The organism is Flavobacterium sp. SM2513, assembly GCF_050908145.1.
GTDB lineage: Bacteria > Bacteroidota > Bacteroidia > Flavobacteriales > Flavobacteriaceae > Flavobacterium.
Genome location: NZ_CP194228.1, coordinates 2,565,784 through 2,584,654, shown reverse-complemented (window position 1 = coordinate 2,584,654; position 18,871 = coordinate 2,565,784). Strand labels below are relative to the sequence as shown.

The window sequence follows — 18,871 nt, the reverse complement described above, 5'->3', positions numbered from 1 at the left end:
AACTCTGTTCAATTGGTCTCGGCTACCGTCAAAAACTAATTTGACCCCTAATATTTTATACTTCTTTTTCTAACGCCTCATCCGTTGGACGGCCGTATTTGATGAATTCAATGATGAACATGATGATACCTGTGGTAAATAGTGACGCACATAATAACAAGACGATAAAGTGTACACTGATTTCATTTTGCACTTCCATAAACTCCATTTTCTGTTTACGTTCCAAATACACTTGAGCAACTCCGGCAACTCCAAACGCAACTGTCATTCCAAGCATGCCGACATTGGATAACCAAAAAGCCATGTGACCTTGTGTGGAATTATAACGTTTTCGACCGGTCATATTTGGCAACGCATAACTAATAATTGCCAAGACAATCATTGCATAAGCACCCCAGAAGGCATAGTGACCGTGCATTGCTGTAACTAAAGTTCCGTGTGTGTAAATATTAGTTTGCGGTAATGTATGTGCAAATCCCAATAACCCAGCTCCTACGAAGGATACGATTGACGCACCTATTGTCCAGAATAAAGCAATTTTGTTCGGGTGTGATTTCTCCCCTTTTCGATACATATTGACAGCAAATAATGCCATTGCCAAGAATGCTAACGGTTCCAATGCAGAGAATACACCACCTACGATTAACCAGATTTTATTTACTCCGATGTAGTAATAGTGGTGACCTGTTCCTAATAAACCTGATAAGAACGTCAAACCTACAATTACATACAACCATTTTTCGATAACTTCTCTGTCGACACCTGTTAATTTAATCAATAGGTACGATAAAATACCACCCATAATCAATTCCCAAACCCCTTCAACCCATAGGTGAACTACCCACCAACGGAAGAAAGAATCCGTTACTTGACTGTCAAACCAAATCATTCCAGGTAAATAAAGTAAGGCTGCAAATACCAATCCCATGGTTAAAACTAGGGCTGTTGTAGTTCTACGTTCGGCTTTCCAGAGTGTGGTAAGTATGATTCCTAAGAATAACAAGACATTCACCACGACTAAATAATCGAGTTCTCGTGGAATTTCTAAGAATTTTCTACCTTCCCAAATGTTGAAGTGAAAACCTACAATTGCCAAAACACCTACAACTGCAAGTGAAATTAATTGTACGTACGCCAATTTCACACTCGCCAGTTCGCGTTGTGCTTCCTCGGGAATAATGTAATAAGCCGCACCCATGAATCCAGTTAATAACCAAACTACCAATAAATTGGTATGAACTGCTCTAGCAGTATTAAATGGAATCCAGTCGTGTAAACCGTCCATTCCTATTCGGGCAAAGCCCATGATAAAACCGTAGATAATTTGCAGTGCAAACAATAACATGCAGAGTGCAAAGAACCAATACGCTACTTTTTGTGATTTATATTTCATTTATATAAAATTTAATTTGTTAGAAGTCCGCTTTGGATTATTCTGTTACTTCTTCATCGTCTTGTGACAATGGCGAAACGACGCGTTCAAAACCGTTTAAATCCAACTGACCAATCCAGTTAAAATACGCAATCATCGCCTCGGTATCGGCATCGTTCATTTCGTATTTAACCATTTTACGTCCCCTTGGTCCCCAAGGAATAGGCGATTGAAGTACTGCTTTGATGTAGCCTTCGCCTCTTCGTTCTACCACTTTGGTCAATTCGGGAGCATAGTAGCCTCCTTCTCCCATAATCGTGTGGCAACCCATACAGTTGTTGGACTCCCAGATTTCCTTACCCCGGATTACTTGTGCATCAATCTTCTCATGATGCGTCTGGTCGATACTAGGCATGAAGGAATACACCGTCAGGCCTATAAAGACCAGAAAGGTTACCACCGTGCCGCCTAGAAAAAACGTTCTTGCTTGTGATTTTGATAACATACTTTTATAGATTAGTTAGACAATAAAAGACATTTTTGTCTTTTATAATAGTGCAAATTAAATAAGAAAATAATAGCCTCGATATGATTTAAATCATATTTACCCAACTAATAAAGGATATATTCATCCTTTTATGTTTTTTAATCGTTGTTATCTTGGTTCTTTTATTGAAAAGCAACACTTTCGGTACAATGCACAAAAAAGCCGCTTCAATAGTTTATTAAAACGGCTTTCTATTTGTAAAGATTTTGCAGATTCTTAATCCACTTTCAACAAAGTTATCAATTCCTTCCCTTTCTCATCGTATATTTTTAAATGTAATTTTTCATATTTATAACTAGCTGCTTGCTGCAACGCTTTGTCAAACTTGGCGGGAAGTTCCATATCCCGACACATTTTTCGTGTAGTTGCTACAGGGCCAAATGTTATTTTCTTCTCCGTTGCCAAAGTGATTTTCCCTGCATATTCATTACATCCATTGTTTCCAAAAAGTTGCATCGTGTTTAAATTCAACTCCATTCGCGGCATTTCTTCCCGTTTTGGCACCTCTTTCCCATTAATTTTTATCGCTACCCAAATGTCGTGTATACGTGTATCGGCTGTTGAAAGTAAAGTCTTCGAAAAAGTAAAAACCATGTTCCCTCTAGCATCAAAGAACTGCAATTGGTTATCAGCAATTTTGTACGATCTGATTTTGTCAAAAGCCACATCAAACTGGTCGGCTAATGGCATGTCTATGCAAGCGCGTAAAGTTCCTAATGTACGTTCCAACTTAATTGTACTACTTGCCACATCATGTATAATTCCGCCAAAATTATTACATCCATTGTTTCCCGAAACGCGGTTTTTAGTCAAGTCAAACGAAATACGAGGCGTCTCTTTATTTTGCTCCACATCCACGTCGCTTATGCTGGTCAATGTCCAATCACCCTGCAGATTCCATCGAACATCTTTACTTCTCTTCAACACTTTGACCACGGTGTAAGTGGGCGAAAAGCGCTCTTCTACAGGCGTTCCTCTTGGTATTATTGGTGTTTTTACTTTAATTTTTTGCAGTATTCCCGGTTCAAAAGCAAAGTTTTCAAATGTGCCGTGAAAATATTCCCATTTGGCTTCAGCCAAATCCGTCTCGTAACTCACCATCAAACATTCTCTTTTATCTCTACCTGTCTCACACTCCGTTTTATAACCACCGACTAAAATTGTTTTGTTTTCAAAAGTTGTCGTATTAGTCGTAGCACAAGACTGCATAAGCACAGTCGTAAGGAGTATTGCAATCGTCTTTAACTTCATTTTTTTAAAATTGTAATTTCTAATTTTATTTATTGAGTAAGTTAAAAATCTGGGGAGTGCTAAAATATCAAAAAAAAAGCCGAAAACCAATCGAAAACGCTCCTACTTTTACTTTTTTACCGATAACAAGACCTTATTCATTCTTAATTAATAGCTTTGTATCGAAGACCTAATTCGTATTTTTGCACGCTATGGATTCATTCACACAAGTACTTTTAGGCATCGCTACCGCAGAAGTGATTGCCGGTCGCCAACTCAAAAACAAAACATTTCTGTATGGAGCTGTATTGGGTACAATTCCCGACCTAGATGTCGTGGTAGGCATGTTTATGGACCCCGTATCTGGAGTCGCCATACATCGCGGCTTGAGTCATTCGCTCTTCTTTTTTGTTTGCCTCTCGCCTGTTTTAGGTTGGCTTATCGCCAAATTAGAACGCGGTAAAATCACGTTGCAACGTTCTATAATTCTTGCTTTTTTCGGATTGTTTACGCACGTGATTTTGGATGCGTTCACTTCTTGGGGTACGCAAATTTTGTGGCCACTACCCGACCGATTTGCCTTAAAAACCATTTTTGTCATCGACCCGCTTTATAGCATTCCGCTGTTGATATCCCTTATTTATGTGTACCGAACAAGACTGGATTTGCTACGAAAAAAGTATGTCTTTCGCGGACTTATTATTAGTTCGTGTTACCTGATTCTTGCCAGTGGAATTAAATTATTTGCATTAAATAAATTTGAAAATGCATTGAAAAATCAAGGCATTAATTACACCGAAATCATCGTAAAACCCACCGCTTTCAACACCATTTTATGGAATGCTAACATCAAAACAAAGGAAGGCTATTTACTTGCCGACTACTCGTTATTGGATTCTAAGCCTATAAGCTTTACTTTATATAAAAATAATGAAGAAGCTGGTAAACAGATTAATAAATCCGAAAACTTTAAAAAGTTAGTTGCAATATCAGAAGGCTGGCATATTGTCAGTCGGCATAAAAACAGCATTTATTTTAACGATTTGCGTTTCGGTTTATTAAACGACAATCCGGATCAACCACAATTTGCATTTAGTTACGAATTTATCGAAAAGTCAGATGGTTCATTTGAAGTAATTGAAGTGCCAAAAGCAAAAAGAGACGGCAAGCTTTTACTGCAAAAACTGTGGAAACGTCTACAAGGAAATTAGCTTTTTTTGGCACAAAAAAAAGGATGTGAAAATAATTTCCCACACCCTTTCTCACCTATTAAAAATAACTTTACAAAGACTCTTCCCGAGGTAAAGTTCCCTCTTGCGAAGCACTTGCTAAATCTTTATCCATGTCGTATAAGTTATGATTCTGACTTGTTGCTGTTGACGCCAAATTGTATTTATCAATCACATCTTTAATCAAGCTTTCCTCCTCTATCTGCTCCTTCACAAACCATTGACCGAAACTAAAAGTAGCCCAATCCTTTTCTTCGTGTGCCAGATTTACAATTTTATCAATTTCTTTTGAATTATCTATTTCATGTTGCAAAATAGCATTCAGGCATTCGCCTATATTCTTTGGATTTACGGGAGCTGCTGCAATGGCTTCAATTGTAGCACTTCCTCCTCTATCGTTGATGTATTTCAGGAATTTGAACATGTGTTCGCGTTCCTCATTCGAGTGTTTGTATAAAAAAGTCGCAATTCCACCAAAACTGTTGACCTCAGCCCACGAACCATAAGACAAATACACTTGAGCCTGGTAAGCCTCACGGGTCATTTGTTTATTAAGCAACTGTTCCATATTATCGGAGATTCTTCTGTCATTCATAGCATTGAATTTTTAATTAATGATTTGTATTTACTGGTTTCTATTTATGCTCTAAATTACGATTTACTTAGGATATTTATATTTTTTTAAAGAAACATTAAGAATTAAACGCCCTAAATTCAATAATTTAAACTGTTTTTAAATAATTCACCATGTGAAAAGCACTTTTCTTTAAAAAATGCACTTTTCTCAATTTCATTTTTAAAAATTTTGTACTTTTAAAATAAATTTAAAGCTTTTATGAAACGATTTTTACAAATTTCCAATGGTATCGCCTTGGTTTCCACAATATTTATCAACTATTTGTCTAATACAGGAGCCATAAACGGCATGACTATCGGAGGTGTTTCTGATAAGTTAATCACTCATTTTACACCTGCAGGCTACGCTTTTTCAATATGGGGATTTATTTATTTACTACTGATAGGATTTATTTTTTACCAAGGACGAAGTTTATTCACGGCAAACACTAAATCAGATGATGTCGTACTACGCATCGGTTGGTGGTTTGTTATTTCTTGCTTAGCCAATAGTGCTTGGGTATTTTTGTGGCTCTACGGATATACGGGAATATCGTGCATATTTATACTTCTATTGCTCTTTTCGCTGATGCAAATAGTTTATAAATGCCGTCTGGAGCTTGATTACGAGCCTTTTTCCCGAATTTTATTTGTAGCCTGGCCCTTTGTTTTTTATGCCGGATGGGTAACCGTGGCAAGCATTGCTAATATTTCAGCCTACTTGAATAAACTGGATTGGGACGGGTTTGGCATTAGTGACGACAACTGGACTATTGTAATGATTATTGTAGCGGTCATTGTGAACCTCAAAGCAATTTACGACCGGAACCTGCGTGAGTTTGCAGTCGTAGGTGCTTGGGCATTGATAGCGATTGGTATTCGCAACCAAGAAATGTACCATAATATACGCGACATCGCCTATCTGGGTGCCGCTACCTTGCTGATTAATTGTGGTATACACGTTTATAAACAATACCGAAATAGCGGCAACAAAATGGACTTTGCTTTTAAAGCAAAAAAATAATCAAATACCTAAACTATAATTAATAAGCTCTGTTTTGGAGCTTATTTCCTTTTGTAAAAGAGCGAATGCACATTCTTTAAGCAAATCTGCTATTTTCTAGCTGGATTTTTACGTTTAAAAATCCAAATTTGTAACCAAAATCGATTTTATTTTGTCCCTATTATTGTTAAATATGATATTGTTTTGGCTTAAGGTTTGTAGGGAGTTTGTTCGGTACTTATTCGGTACTTGTTCGCTAAAACATCCCTTTTTCCCAATAAAAACCGAACATACACCGAAGAATGACCGAAGAAACTTAAACTAAAAATACAATTTACAGGCTTTATACTGTGATTCAAACAGATATAAAAATGCCTTAAAACAGAAAGGCTTGTAAAACGAATGACTTTTTTTTATAAATTCGTTATACTTTTTTCTGTATATAAAATATAAAAAACCTTAAATCAATATATTATGGCAATTTATACCAATGGAATCTTAGGTACCTTCTCAGGCAAAGTAGGCCCTGTGGTGGGTGTCAATTACAAAGGGACATCGGTGATGCGAGCTGCACCTAAAAAAAGCACTAAACCAGCTACACCTTTGCAATTGATTCAGCAAGCTAAGATGAGTAGCGTGATGCAATTACTGAGTCCGATTAAGGAATTGCTTGCTCTTTATTTTGGAACTTCTGTAGATACCCGCTCGCGAAATAATCTTGCTGTGTCTTACTTTTTGACGGAAGTCATCAAATATGAAGCAGAGAATTTTGTAATTTTATATGAGAAAATGATGTTTGCACAAGGGGTCTTATTATTCTTAGCCAACTTAGAATGCGAGAAAAACACAGACAATACCTTACAATTTACTTGGAATAATAATTCAAATCAAGGCGGTACTAAGCCTACAGATGAGCTAATTATAGTTGTATTTAATTCTGAAAAAGAAGAATACGTGTATTACTCCCCGGCGGGAACTCGAGCAGATGAAACAGCTATCGTGGCTTTACCTGATAATTATGTAGGTGACGAAGTGTATGTGTATGCATTTATGGCTGCCGTGAATAGGAAGAGTAATAGTAGTAGTTGGTGTTGTGGAAAGTTTTTAGTGGGGTGATGGATGGATTGCTTTTAATAAATATATCATTAAAGAAAATGCGAAGCGTTATTTAATACATTTTTAAACCAACCTTTTTATAAATTTCAAAGCAAATGAAGAATTGGCAGTTATTGACATTTATGTGCATTTTCTCTATATTATTGGCTTCTTGCCATAAAAAGAAAGACATCATTGAAATTTACTTGACAAAAAACAAAATTGAAAGTTATGATGGTGTTCCTTTACGTGTTGGCATAAAAAACAGTATCATTATCAAACAAGTGGTAGATATATATGGTGAAGGCGTTAGAGTTGACACCCTCGCTGAAAAGCTAATTTATATGGGCCATTTTAACGTTAAAAGGGAAGATTTAGAGGAAAAACCTTTTATCAACAATGCAGAAATATTGGGTTTTGACTTTGAAAAGTCGGAAATTCACTTTAGTGAGAGCGTTACAGAGAAAATCTATAATGCACTACCTATTTGGCATAAAGAAAATTACTTTGGAAAGCAGTTTGCATTATGTCATAACGGAACATTGGTTTTAACGGGATATATGTATGGTTCAATGAGTAAATTTCATTCCACTACCTATCAAATTGTTTATCATCATTCTTCCGCAGTTCAAAGAAAAAACGAAATAAAAAGTGTTGCTTTTTCGGTGTACGACAGTTTAAATGTCGAAGAAAACCATTTATTAAAGGACAACGTTTTTTATAATACGTTTAAAAATAGATTGATTAGTAAGTAATATTAAATGAATTGATAGTGTAATTCCGCATTGTGAAATTATATTTTTAATTTCCTCCAGTGACTTCAGGCTGTGGTAGTACCCTCATACAAATTTATATTTCCACCAGTTATTAGAGTTTTTCTACAATTAAAGTCTCACTATAATTATTCAGATTAAAATTATTATAATTTGGTTGAAAATTAATTAGTTTTAGTAAAAATTAAATCCAATACATTAAGCAACTATGAAAAAACTCCCTTTAGTAGGACTACTTATATTAACAGTAGCCTGTTCATCGACCTCCTCTGTTATCAAGAATCACAAACAGACACTGGTAAATCACAATACCTTTGTCATTACTGAAATGGCTTCCGACCGTACTTATGGACTCTCTGACCAAAACCCCGTGGAAGTTGGCGGAGTGAGTGAATCAAGTGGACCACTAAATGAACGCCGGTTTTTGAATGCATTGACGGGACCAAATGGCGAAAAGATTTCTTATTTCAGGTCAGGAAGTTGTTGTCCTGTGAAAAGTAACAATGGGATGAGCGGTATGGCAATGCTAGACAATTACCGTGTTACTTATGAAGGTTCGAAAGATACGGTGTCCATTTACATCAACATGTATGACTCTTCACCATTAAAAGCGCCGTATGGATTTGGTATAAAAAAATAATAAAGTTAATTGCGTCATTATTTTATTACATTTGGATTCCTGCAATAAAAGAAGTCGATAAATTCCTAATTTTGCAAACCCCTAATCTATTTTACTTACAATGACTGAAGCACAAATTGAAGATTGCGACCAATGTTTAAACCGAAGAAGAGGTACTGATGATTTGGAACGAATTTGTACAATTAAAGGAAAAAATACCGACTTTGACGATAAATGTACCGACTTTGACCAAGATTCGAGTGTAGTAGTGGGTGTTCAAGATAAGGTAAATGCCATTCGACCGAATAAAAAAAGAGCAGAAATAGCGCAGTTGTTTATTTGGGCGGTGATGGTTATTCAAATAATTTCTACTGCGTCGTCGTACTTTCAATTGCAATTATTGAACGCCATAAATACAAACGAAGAAGTTACTGACGTCATGATTGCTTCAAACGACGATAGAGAACAACTTGTGGCAATCACCTACTTGGCTGTACTGTTTATTTCTATGTTTGCCTTTATTTTATGGTTTAGACGGGCATATTATAACTTAAGCATGCGAACGCGTTGTGTTTATGGCGAAGGTTGGGCAGCGGGAGGCTGGTTTGTTCCCATAATGAACTTAGTGCGTCCTTATAGAATCATGATGGAACTTTCTACAAAAACAACCCACTTAATAAATATAAAAACCTCCAATGTAGCAGAAAACAATACATTTCTAATTGGGCTGTGGTGGACGTTATGGATTATTGGTAATGTAGTTGGTAAGGTTTTAACAAGAGCCAACCCTAATTCTGAAACAATTGAAGGATTGTTGCAGAGTACAAGAATTGACATTGGCTTATCTGCTTTTTTTATTCCTTTATCAATCGTCACTGTTTTAATGATACAGTCGTATGCAAAGAAAGAGGAAATGCTTTGTGAACTAGAAACCGTTCATTAAAACCCTAATTGAATGGTAAATAATGAAGGAAAGTGTATATCTCCACTACTAATTTATAAGGTAGATTAAACAATCTTCATTATATCTTCTCAACTTTTAAGCAGAAAATAAATATTGCTAATTCCATCAAAATTAATTAGATTTAATAAAAATTTCAACTTTAAAAAAGCAGAACTATGAAAAACGCAGCAGGAATTATCATTTTAGTCGTGGGAATTGCATTAGCAGGATACGGAATCAACCACATGAATTCGGCAGGTTCGGAAATCAAAGAGTTCTTCGGAATGGAGGACAAAACCGGTTTAACCTTTTTAATAGTAGGTGCTGTCGTAGCAATTGCGGGATTATTTGCAATGGTTAAGAAAAAATAAAGGTTACTTTTGTTCCAGTCACCGTTACTATTTTTCTAAGTAACGGTAACTTAAATTATAATGAATAATGAAATTACGAACGGTAAACGTTACGCGATACATTCAAGCACTTCGTGAAGGCGGTTCCTTGCCTGCTTTGACGGATGCTGATGACGATTTTAAATATGTGCTTAAGTTTAGAGGTGCAGGTCACGGAACGAAAGCATTAATCGCCGAATATTTAGGCGGTGAAATTGCTCGTGCTTTGGGTTTGCCGGTTCCTGAACTTGTATTTATTGAACTGGACGAAGCCTTTGGACGCACTGAAGCCGACGAGGAAATTCAGGAACTACTGCAAAAAAGTAGAGGACTCAATTTGGGTTTGCATTTTCTATCCGGTGCTTTAAACTTTGACCCTAATACACAAGAAGTAGCTGCAAAATTAGCTTCACAAACGGTTTGGCTCGATGCTTATATTACCAATGTGGATAGAACTTTCCGAAATACCAACTTATTACTTTGGCATAAAGAATTGTGGCTCATTGACCATGGAGCTGCATTCTACTTTCACCATTCATGGGATACTTGGGAAAAACATGCCATGAGTCCGTTTGCATTAATCAAAGACCATGTTTTGCTTCCGCAAGCGATTTTGTTAGATGAAGTAAATGCAGAATTCCAAACACTTTTGACCAACGAGAAACTACAAGAAATTGTAAATCTCCTACCCGATGATTGGTTAATCTGGGAAGGTAACGACCAATCACCAGACGAAATTAGAGCCATTTATTATCAATTTTTAGTATTGCGAAAAGAACACGCAAATACTTTTGTAAATCAAGCACAACATGCAAGAACCGCACTTATATGAGTATGCCGTTATTCGCGTGGTGCCAAAAGTAGAACGCGAAGAGTTTATCAATGTAGGCTTGATTCTGTTTTGCAAAAGACAGCGTTACATTCGCATGGAGTACCAAGTAAATGCAGCGAAATTCAACCTTTTCAATACCGAAATCGAACTCTGTGACTTGCATACGTACCTTGAGTCATTTCAAAATACGGCCAAAGGAAACAAATTGGGTGGCAGAATTGGGCAATTGGAAACGCCAGAACGCTTTCGATGGTTGACAGCCGTGCGAAGTTCGGTTTTACAAACTTCCAGACCTCATGCGGGTTTAAGTGAGAGTTTAGATAGCACTTTTGAAAAATTGTTTAATGAACTCGTACTTTGATAAAATATAAGTAGTTGTCGAAGGTTGTAATAGGACCATCATTGCTAGATAAAGCGGACGATTATTAAATAATAAATTCATTGATTTTCTTGTACTAAGAATCACTTGTCCGTTGATTTTTGTAAGATTCGATGATATTTATGTACTTATTTCCCTATTATGATTCAAAAAAAGAGTTTTGAATAATTTATGATTTAAAGAGCAATACAATACGTTTTGAAAGAGTCCACTCTACCCATAAAACAATTCTACCTTGAGTTCTAATTATGAAAATCAATCAATAGCAGCCTATCCCTTTATCTGTTTTACAGGAATAAAAATAGTAAACCCAGCTCCTTTTCCGCCAATTGATTTTGCAAGGATTGAACCTTCATGCATTTCAATAATTCTTCTACAATATGCCAATCCTGGACTTATACGGTCAAATTCATCACCGCGTTGAAAGATTTTAAATACGAGTGAGGAATCAGTATCAAAACCAATTCCATCATCAGAAAAAGTCAGTTTTACAAAGTCTTCATATAAATACCGCTCTGCCGATTCTACATAGATGTTTCGTTGTACCAAAACTGATGAAATTTCAATAGAGGTCAGGATTTTTTCTGGGTTTCTAAATCGTATAGAATTTAAAAATAATTCGACAAACAAGTTTTTCAACAATTCTAAATCACCCTGTAAATGCTTATGAATAAGTTGGTAATTGATTTTAATACTATCGCTTTCAAAACCAAAACCTGACACAACATCATCAAATAATGATTGAAGCTCAATGCTTTGAAAACATAATTGTCGGTTTTCAAGTTCTTCAAGACGCTGTAAACTGATTACCATGTGACGCATGTGTTCATTAAAAACGATGATTCTGTCTAATTTATCAGTGACATCCTTATGCAAATCATGGTTTTGATTTTTAATCATATCAGCATAAAAAACGGACTTTCGCAAAGGCTCTTGTAAATCATGGGCAATTACTTTCAAAATGTCTTGGTGCTGTCGGTTTAATACCGATAATTTCCTAAGTTGCATTTCCAACTCCCGCTGATGCAATTCAAGTTCTGCACGAATTTTCAACAACTCTACATTCTGGGAGAGCGCTTCCTCAGCAGCGTTTTTTGCAAGTAACAGTTCTTTTTCAAAACGATTTCTATTGGAAATTATCATACCTCCACAGTGTATTTCGCCCAACTCTCTGTTGGTTCCCATAGTAACATTTAACAGTACAGGAACATCTGTACCATTTGGCGATTTGAAATTCAGATAGATTTCACGGGCAAATCCTTGCATTTTTATCAATGGAACGAAATGCGTTTGAAAAAAAATTTTACTACCCACATTCAAGAAATCTTCTAATTTATGCTTGCCTTTCTCCATCGAATCCAATCCGAGTTCCGTTAGCATCGTTTGATTCATTCTGGTAATAAAACCATCTGAACTGAACGAAAACAGCAAGTTTGGCGCGACATTATAAACATCATGCCAATCCCCATTATATTTTTCTTGATTGTTAATAAACGGTCTGATTTAGAAATTTCTGAATTAAGTCAATTGTTTCTTCGGGGTGGCTCATATGGGGACAATGGCCCGTAGCTTTCATCTTTTCAAAAGTACTTCCTTTAATCATTTGGTGGGTATATTCACCCACCTCGTCTGGTGCAATCGCATCATCAGCACATTGAAGAATGAGGCAAGGCATTGTAAGTTTAGACAAATCATCACGATTATCTGAAAAAAAAGTTACCTCTGCAAACCTTCTTGTTATTACAGGGTCAGTGGAACAAAAGCTCTCTTCCAGTTCCTTAGTAAGTTCCGGTTGATTCTCATTTTTCATAATTACTGGAGCTAAAAAGTTAGCCCAACCAATGAAATTGTTATCCATAACATCAAGAAGACCATCAAGATCTTCTTTAGAGAATCCACCTACATACCCCAAGTCGTTTAAATATCGAGGTGACGGACCAATAAAAATCATCGACGAAAAAATATCGGGTCGTTCTATCGCTGCAAGTAATCCAGTCATCGAACTTACCGAATGTCCCACAAAAATAATATCTTCTAAATTAAGTGCATCACAAACGTCTAATATGTCTTGTGAATAACCATGTAAAGTGGAATATCGTTCTGCATTATAAGCACTTAATTCTGATTTTCCACAACCTACATAATCAAACAGCACTATCTTATAATCCTCTTTAAATGCAGGAGTCACAAAGCGCCACATGTTTTGGTCACAACCAAAACCATGTGCAAAAAGAATTACTTGTTTGCCATTTCCAAACGTAATAACATTGTTTCGAGCAAGAACATCTTTTCCCATATAGTTAAATTAGTTTATAAAAATACAAAAATTACATCATCCACTACAAAGTGAATGTGAGATTTTTACATGAAATGAAATGTTTTTTTGTGGTAAATAATACAGTATTATAATTCAATAAGTTCACACACCTCGTTACTTGACATCTGTTATTATACTTTAGAAAAATAGTTGTGAATGAAATAAAAATCTACAACACATTGCGACTTTTGGTTATCATGCCGACTATCTTATAAAAATACTTAAGCTTTTTTAAACTACTTTTAATTTCAAAATTTTGTAACAACCCACATCCAATACCTTAATTATCGTAGCCCTCAACTGAAATATTTTTTTATATTTGTACCGCTTTACGACAATAATTTTACTTTTGAAGCATTTATAAATACAATAGAATTTTAAATAAAAATATGGAAAGTACAAAAATTATCGAATTATTAAGTTACACTTTACCAGCAGTCATTACCGGTGGCGTTGCCTATTTATTATTTAATTCGTATTTTAAAGACCAACAACATACCCGAAGATGGTTGAGCCAAAAAGAAACGCAAAAGCAAGCCTTACCTTTACGATTACAGGCTTATGAGCGACTTTCCTTATTTTTGGAACGCATCAATCCTTCAAAATTATTGATTCGGGTAACACCTATTTCAGAAGATAAAAATGATTATGCCGACTATATCATCGCCTCCATCGAACAAGAATTTGAACACAACTTGACGCAACAAATCTATGTTTCAAGCAGTTGTTGGGGTTATGTAGTTACCGCCAAAAATGCTACAATTCAGATGATTCGGAAAGCAACGGCTACCGCTGAAATCACCTCTGCGAATGAATTACGTGAACTAATTTTGAAAGAATTATTTGATAGAGATTCGCCTAGCAATGCTGCCTTGGCATTTATAAAAGAAGAAGTGAGTGATATGTGGTAAAAGATATAACTTGTAAAAAAAAGCTGTGTTCAATCAAGTGACTACAGCTTTCTTACTTTTTATTTGAAAATAATTTCTTTTTTACTGTGAATTTCGGCAATCACAAAGGGGTTTGTAAGTGCCATTGTTACCATTGCACCTGGAGCCGGTTTTTCTATTTTCTTAAAAATAACCAACTTTCCGTCTTGTTCCTCTACTCTATCGATAGAAATGCTGTAACCTCCCGTATTTCTTGCCCCTAAAAAAAGTGCTACGACTTGACTTTTAGAAAAGTCAATAGTTGGCATATCATCACGTCCTACTGATTTATATAAGGAATTCAAATCGCTCTGGTTTGAGATTACTACATTACTTTCCGCCTCTTCTCCATTGTATTGAGCACTAAATAAATTAGTACATAAATCAGATTTGTCCTGGGAGGCTTTCGTTGAATTTTTCATAGAATTACAGGAAAGAAAGAGTAAAATGACTGGAATTAAAAAAATACTTCTCATAGTTTCTGATTTTTTATAGCCTTTTCATAAAGCGACTCATATAAAGGCAAAATATTTTTAATATCGAATTTTTTAGCAACTTCTAAAGCATTCTTCTTAAAGGTACACAAAGTATCATCATCTTCCAAAATCGATATTGCTTTTTTAGCCATTTCCTCTGTATCTCCCACATCACTTAAGTAACCTGAAACACCTTCAAAATTAACTTCAGGTAATCCACCGGAATTACTAGAAATTACAGGAACTCCCCAAGCCATAGCTTCTAAAGCTGCTAAACCAAAACTTTCTGTCTCTGAAGGCAATAAAAATAAATCTGTATAGCTTAAAATACGGTCCACTTCATTACTGTTTCCAAAGAAGATTACTTTACTACTAATTCCTAGTTTTTCACAAAGCAATTCTGCTTTTTCCTTCTCTGGGCCATCACCCACCATCATTAACTTAACATCTAATTTTTGTTGAATTTTATAGAAAACATCAATCACATCGGGGATGCGCTTCACCTTTCGGAAATTACTTATATGCGTCAGTATCTTTTGATTTTCAGTAGCCATTACAGAACGACTACAAGGAATACTTTGATCTTCAGTATTTTTTTCTAATTCAATGAAATTAGGAATCACTTCAATTTCTTTTATGATGTCAAAAAGTTTCAATGTGTCTTGCTTCAAACTTTCTGAAACAGATGTCACATAATCCGAATGGTTGATACTAAAAGTAACAGCAGATTTATAAAAAGGATGACTTCCAACTAATGTAATATCGGTTCCGTGGAGCGTTGTAATCATCGGAATTTCAATACCTTCACCTTTCAACATTTGTTTCGCCATGTAACCTGCATAAGCGTGTGGAATGGCATAATGAACGTGCATTAATTCGATGCCATACAGTTTCACCATATCAACAAGTTTGCTAGATAACGCTAATTCATAAGGTTGGTAATGAAATAACGCATATTCGGGAACATTAACTTCGTGGTAAAAAACATTGGGATTTAACAACGCCAATCTGACCGGTTGCCGATAGGTTATAAAGTGTATTTCGTGGCCTCTTCGTGCTAATTCTAAACCCAGTTCGGTAGCTACAACGCCACTTCCTCCAAAAGTTGGATAACATACAATTGCAATTTTCATTCGAATATTTTAATCTTACGAATGTACAAAATTAGAGCTTGTGCTTTTTTTTATTTAAATAACTTTAACGTGTGTAGTAGCTATTTGACTATGGATTCGTAAATAACTTTTTGAATGTCTTCCCGAATGTTTGCTCTTGAAAGTTCGTTAGGTAAATTAGAATCCGGAAAAGTTCTGTTGGACAAGAAAATATAAACTAAGTTATATTCTGGATCCACCCATGCCATTGTTCCTGTAAAGCCGGTGTGTCCAAAACTACTTTCTGATGCACAAGCACATGTTGGTCCTGAAATTCCTGGTAGTTGCTGCTTGTCAAAACCCAAACCACGGCGGCTTCCTGTAGATTCAAAGTAGCGGTTATTGAAAATATTAAATGTAGATTTAGAAAAATAAATGTTGCCTCCGTAATTTCCTTTTTGCAAATACATCTGCATCATTTTGGCTACATCTAAACTATTTGAAAAAATACCCGCATGACCTGCAACTCCACCTTCCATCGCGGCTTCCATGTCATGAACATAGCCTTGTAATTTTTGGTAACGAAAATAAGTATCCATTTCAGTTGGAATAACCTTGTTGAGTGGAAATTTCAATAAAGGATTATACATCGTCGAAGTCATTCCCAAAGGTTGAAAAAAGTGGTCAAATGCCAAAACATTTAACTTCCGATTTTCTTTTTGTTCCAAATATTCTTTTAGTAAAATAAACGTAAAATCGCTGTATCTATATTCTTTTTTAGGCAATAATTCACTGTGTTTGATAAAGTCTACGATGGTATCTTGATAATCATTTCGGATGAATAAACTATCAGCCACCTGTTTTGAAAACTGAACGTCAAAAGCTTTGCGGTAGTACTTTTCGCTTGGTTTTCCTTCAGCATTTAAAGTTGCCTTGTAGAACGGTTCCCAAGGTTTTAATCGAGCTTGATGCGACAATAATTCTGTAAAAGTAATGTTGCTTTTATTTGAATATTTGAAATCAGGTAGCATTTCTGCTAAAGTGGTTTGTAAATTCACTTCACCTTTATCAAATTCTTGCATGATATTCGGTAAGGTTGCCATAATTTTGGTCAATGAAGCTACATCGTATAAGTCAGTATTTTTAACTTTAACATTATTGCTATAAGTAGGTGAACCATATGCTTTCTGATAAATAATTTTGCCGTCTTTTGCAACTAAAACTTGAGCTCCAGGTGTCATTTTGGCTTTAATTGCTTTTTGAACAATAGCATCTATTTGCACCAATATAAGAGAATTCATCCCAACATTTTCTGGGGCAGAAAAACCCAAAACATTCAACGGGTTTGTTTCCCAGCCATGATTTACAGGAAAATAATCATTTATAGAAACAGGTAATTTTCCTTTTGAACCAACTGCTCCAAAAATAATTTCAGCAGAAACAATTTGTGACACATCGGTATTTTGGTATGAAACAATTAAAGCATCGTAATTTTCAAAATCAGCAATGGAAAGTAACGAATATGGTTTTGCGAAAACGTCTAAAATAATGTGTTTGTACTTGGCAATTGAATCTATTTTTGCCAGTTCACTCGTTTTGAATTCATGATTTTTCCATGCACCATCTGCTTTGTGAAAACCTACAATCACTTTTGTAAAAGGTTGTAATTTCAGCATCAACGAATCGATGTTTTCTTCCTTGATTTCTGTAATTTCAGTGTAATTTTGTAACGTCGATAAAAAAGTAGAATGATTGTCGTCACCCATTTTTACATAAGCAATTTTCTCTTTTTCGTAGTTTTTTATAGGTAAAATTTCATCCCGATTGCGGACAACAGTAATTGCATTTTCGTACAATTTGTATTGCAATGCTTTATCGGTTGCTGGATTTAAATCGTCATATAGATTAAGCGTATCAATAGGTTTATAATTGTTTAAACCTGATTTGTATTTAAAATTTAAAATCTTTTTTACCGAATGTTGCATTCGTTCTTCGGATATTAAAGAATCTTGATAGGCAACACATATTTTTTCTAAAGCTAACGGTACATTCTCTGCGAAAAGCAAAATATCATTTCCAGCGATAAACGCAGCTAAATCTATTTCGCCGGGTTTCTTGAAATCACTGGCTCCTTTCATATTCAAAGCGTCTGTAAAAATCAAGCCTTCAAAACCAAGTTGTTTTTGAAGAACATTCGTAACAATATTATAGGATAATGAGGAAGGAAAGTTTTCTCTTGGTTCTAAACTTGGCACATTCAAATGAGCTACCATAACAGATGCAAGTCCTTCGGCAAAAAGTTTTTTGTACGGATAAAGTTCAACTTCGTCAATGTGCTCTTTTGAAAAATCAACTGTTGGAAGTGAATAATGCGAATCGGTTGAAGTAGCGCCATGACCTGGAAAATGTTTTCCTGTTGCAAAAACACCATTATTCTGAATTCCTTTCATCAAGGCCAATGCGCTTCGGGTTACATTCTCTTTGTCTTCGCCAAAGGAGCGGTTTCCGATAATTGGATTTTTGGGATTGGTATTGATGTCTAAAACAGGTGCAAAATTGAACTGAATTCCCATTCGAGTACTTTGTTTGGCGTAAGCCTCTCCTACTTTTTCAATCAACTTCATGTCTTGAATGGCTCCTAAGGTCATGTTCCAAGGAAAACGCGCTACAGAATCGAGTCGCATTGCTAGACCCCATTCCGCGTCAATACCTATAAATAAAGGAAGTTTTGCTTTTTTTTGATAGCGATTGGTCAATTTTGCTTGGCGCTTTGGTCCACCTTGAAAGAAAATCAAACCTCCCACTTTATACTGGGAAACTAATTTTTCAATCGCATTATTATGGACTGAATCTTTATTTGAATAAGCAGCTACCATAAATAGCTGTCCAATTCGTTCGTTTAGCGACATTTGATTGTACACGCTATCAACCCATTTCGTTTGTGAGAAATCGGTATGATCTGGAAAAGATTTGTTTTGCGCGAAAGCAAACTGACTTAGAAAAATCAGCGACAAGAGGAATTTATTCATATT

Annotated in this window: 19 protein-coding genes; 10 read left to right on the top strand and 9 right to left on the bottom strand. The window is 35.6% G+C overall.

Annotated features, from left to right (window positions below):
- Positions 1-55 precede the first annotated feature (55 nt).
- The 3 genes from ACQ5J2_RS10865 to ACQ5J2_RS10855 all read right to left on the bottom strand — a co-directional run bounded on the left by ACQ5J2_RS10865 (position 56) and on the right by ACQ5J2_RS10855 (position 3,170).
- A complete protein-coding gene (locus tag ACQ5J2_RS10865; RefSeq protein ID WP_432670429.1) occupies positions 56-1,393 on the bottom strand; it encodes a cbb3-type cytochrome c oxidase subunit I in 1,338 nt (445 codons plus the stop codon).
- A gap of 37 nt (positions 1,394-1,430) precedes the next feature.
- Positions 1,431-1,877, bottom strand: a complete 447-nt coding sequence (locus ACQ5J2_RS10860) for a c-type cytochrome (protein WP_432670428.1) — start codon at positions 1,875-1,877, stop codon at positions 1,431-1,433.
- A 258-nt stretch (positions 1,878-2,135) separates the two neighbouring features.
- Positions 2,136-3,170: an META domain-containing protein gene (locus tag ACQ5J2_RS10855; protein ID WP_432670427.1), complete on the bottom strand. Its 1,035-nt coding sequence runs from the start codon at positions 3,168-3,170 to the stop codon at positions 2,136-2,138.
- Between the two features lie 191 nt (positions 3,171-3,361).
- On the opposite strand from ACQ5J2_RS10855, the gene ACQ5J2_RS10850 reads away from it, so the two are divergent.
- Positions 3,362-4,360 carry a metal-dependent hydrolase gene (locus ACQ5J2_RS10850; protein ID WP_432670426.1) on the top strand — a complete coding sequence of 333 codons (999 nt, stop codon included), beginning with the start codon at positions 3,362-3,364 and terminating at the stop codon, positions 4,358-4,360.
- A gap of 70 nt (positions 4,361-4,430) precedes the next feature.
- On the opposite strand, the gene ACQ5J2_RS10845 is transcribed toward ACQ5J2_RS10850, so the two are convergent.
- Positions 4,431-4,973, bottom strand: a complete 543-nt coding sequence (locus ACQ5J2_RS10845) for a ferritin (RefSeq protein ID WP_432670425.1) — start codon at positions 4,971-4,973, stop codon at positions 4,431-4,433.
- Between the two features lie 240 nt (positions 4,974-5,213).
- Between ACQ5J2_RS10845 and ACQ5J2_RS10840 the strand changes: the two genes are divergently transcribed.
- The 8 genes from ACQ5J2_RS10840 (at position 5,214) to ACQ5J2_RS10805 (ending at position 11,008) form a co-directional block, all read left to right on the top strand.
- On the top strand, positions 5,214-6,017 hold the full coding sequence (locus ACQ5J2_RS10840) for a tryptophan-rich sensory protein (RefSeq protein ID WP_432670424.1): 804 nt from the start codon (positions 5,214-5,216) through the stop codon (positions 6,015-6,017).
- Positions 6,018-6,470: 453 nt separating this feature from the next.
- Complete coding sequence (locus tag ACQ5J2_RS10835; RefSeq protein ID WP_432670423.1) at positions 6,471-7,112, top strand: DUF6266 family protein; 642 nt, start codon at positions 6,471-6,473, stop codon at positions 7,110-7,112.
- 95 nt (positions 7,113-7,207) lie between these two features.
- Positions 7,208-7,846, top strand: coding sequence for a hypothetical protein (locus ACQ5J2_RS10830; RefSeq protein ID WP_432670422.1), 639 nt, complete (start codon positions 7,208-7,210; stop codon positions 7,844-7,846).
- A gap of 226 nt (positions 7,847-8,072) precedes the next feature.
- Positions 8,073-8,504 carry a 2-dehydro-3-deoxyphosphooctonate aldolase gene (locus ACQ5J2_RS10825; protein ID WP_432670421.1) on the top strand — a complete coding sequence of 144 codons (432 nt, stop codon included), beginning with the start codon at positions 8,073-8,075 and terminating at the stop codon, positions 8,502-8,504.
- Positions 8,505-8,604: 100 nt separating this feature from the next.
- Positions 8,605-9,426 carry a DUF4328 domain-containing protein gene (locus ACQ5J2_RS10820; protein ID WP_432670420.1) on the top strand — a complete coding sequence of 274 codons (822 nt, stop codon included), beginning with the start codon at positions 8,605-8,607 and terminating at the stop codon, positions 9,424-9,426.
- A gap of 176 nt (positions 9,427-9,602) precedes the next feature.
- On the top strand, positions 9,603-9,797 hold the full coding sequence (locus ACQ5J2_RS10815; protein WP_432670419.1) for a DUF3185 family protein: 195 nt from the start codon (positions 9,603-9,605) through the stop codon (positions 9,795-9,797).
- 67 nt (positions 9,798-9,864) lie between these two features.
- Positions 9,865-10,647 carry a HipA family kinase gene (locus ACQ5J2_RS10810; protein ID WP_432670418.1) on the top strand — a complete coding sequence of 261 codons (783 nt, stop codon included), beginning with the start codon at positions 9,865-9,867 and terminating at the stop codon, positions 10,645-10,647.
- On the top strand, positions 10,625-11,008 hold the full coding sequence (locus ACQ5J2_RS10805) for a DUF3037 domain-containing protein (RefSeq protein WP_432670417.1): 384 nt from the start codon (positions 10,625-10,627) through the stop codon (positions 11,006-11,008). Before ACQ5J2_RS10810 ends, ACQ5J2_RS10805 begins: the two co-directional genes overlap by 23 nt.
- 288 nt (positions 11,009-11,296) lie before the next feature.
- Here ACQ5J2_RS10805 and ACQ5J2_RS10800 read toward each other — a convergent pair whose 3' ends face one another.
- Positions 11,297-12,457 carry a sensor histidine kinase gene (locus tag ACQ5J2_RS10800; protein ID WP_432670416.1) on the bottom strand — a complete coding sequence of 387 codons (1,161 nt, stop codon included), beginning with the start codon at positions 12,455-12,457 and terminating at the stop codon, positions 11,297-11,299.
- A gap of 55 nt (positions 12,458-12,512) precedes the next feature.
- Complete coding sequence (locus tag ACQ5J2_RS10795; protein WP_432670415.1) at positions 12,513-13,322, bottom strand: alpha/beta fold hydrolase; 810 nt, start codon at positions 13,320-13,322, stop codon at positions 12,513-12,515.
- 410 nt (positions 13,323-13,732) lie between these two features.
- Here ACQ5J2_RS10795 and ACQ5J2_RS10790 point away from each other — a divergent pair, with 410 nt between their 5' ends.
- Entirely contained in the window at positions 13,733-14,254 is a 522-nt protein-coding gene (locus tag ACQ5J2_RS10790) for a hypothetical protein (protein WP_432670414.1), read from the top strand.
- Positions 14,255-14,313: 59 nt separating this feature from the next.
- Here the strand turns inward: ACQ5J2_RS10790 and ACQ5J2_RS10785 are convergent, their stop codons facing one another.
- The 3 genes from ACQ5J2_RS10785 to ACQ5J2_RS10775 form a co-directional block, all read right to left on the bottom strand.
- The gene (locus ACQ5J2_RS10785) at positions 14,314-14,748 is read right to left on the bottom strand and encodes a protease complex subunit PrcB family protein (RefSeq protein WP_432670413.1); all 435 of its coding nucleotides are present in this window, start codon (positions 14,746-14,748) and stop codon (positions 14,314-14,316) included.
- Positions 14,745-15,881 (bottom strand): N-acetyl-alpha-D-glucosaminyl L-malate synthase BshA, encoded by a 1,137-nt coding sequence (bshA, locus tag ACQ5J2_RS10780; RefSeq protein ID WP_432670412.1) that lies wholly within the window; start codon positions 15,879-15,881, stop codon positions 14,745-14,747. The genes ACQ5J2_RS10785 and bshA overlap by 4 nt, the downstream gene beginning before the upstream one ends.
- Positions 15,882-15,961: 80 nt before the next feature.
- Positions 15,962-18,868, bottom strand: a complete 2,907-nt coding sequence (locus tag ACQ5J2_RS10775) for a glycoside hydrolase family 3 N-terminal domain-containing protein (protein WP_432670411.1) — start codon at positions 18,866-18,868, stop codon at positions 15,962-15,964.
- Positions 18,869-18,871 lie beyond the last annotated feature (3 nt).